The organism is Chromohalobacter sp. HP20-39, assembly GCF_033052815.1.
GTDB lineage: Bacteria > Pseudomonadota > Gammaproteobacteria > Pseudomonadales > Halomonadaceae > Chromohalobacter.
On record NZ_JAWHTP010001221.1, the window covers coordinates 1 to 232 of the forward strand.

Below are 232 nucleotides of genomic sequence, written 5' to 3' on the forward strand. Positions count from 1 at the left end.
CCGCCAGCATGCGGTCCAGCAGCCGGCCGGCGTCGCCGCCCAGGGCCTCGCCAGCACTGTCATCGGCCTCATCGACCGGGTCGGTCACCACCAGCCATTGCGCCTGCTGCAGCGCACCGGCGCCGAAAACCGCCTGCCGGCGCTGCTCGCACAGGCCGCAGCCGCGGCAGGCCGACACCGCCTCGCGCAGCGCCGGCAGGCTCAGGCCCTCGAAACCGGACGGCGAGCCGGG

1 pseudogene is annotated in these 232 nt (G+C 76.3%); it reads right to left on the reverse strand.

The annotated features are described in order from the left end of the window. Nucleotides 1-232 (reverse strand): annotated as a pseudogene (locus RVY79_RS21775) (hypothetical protein); the annotation flags it as partial.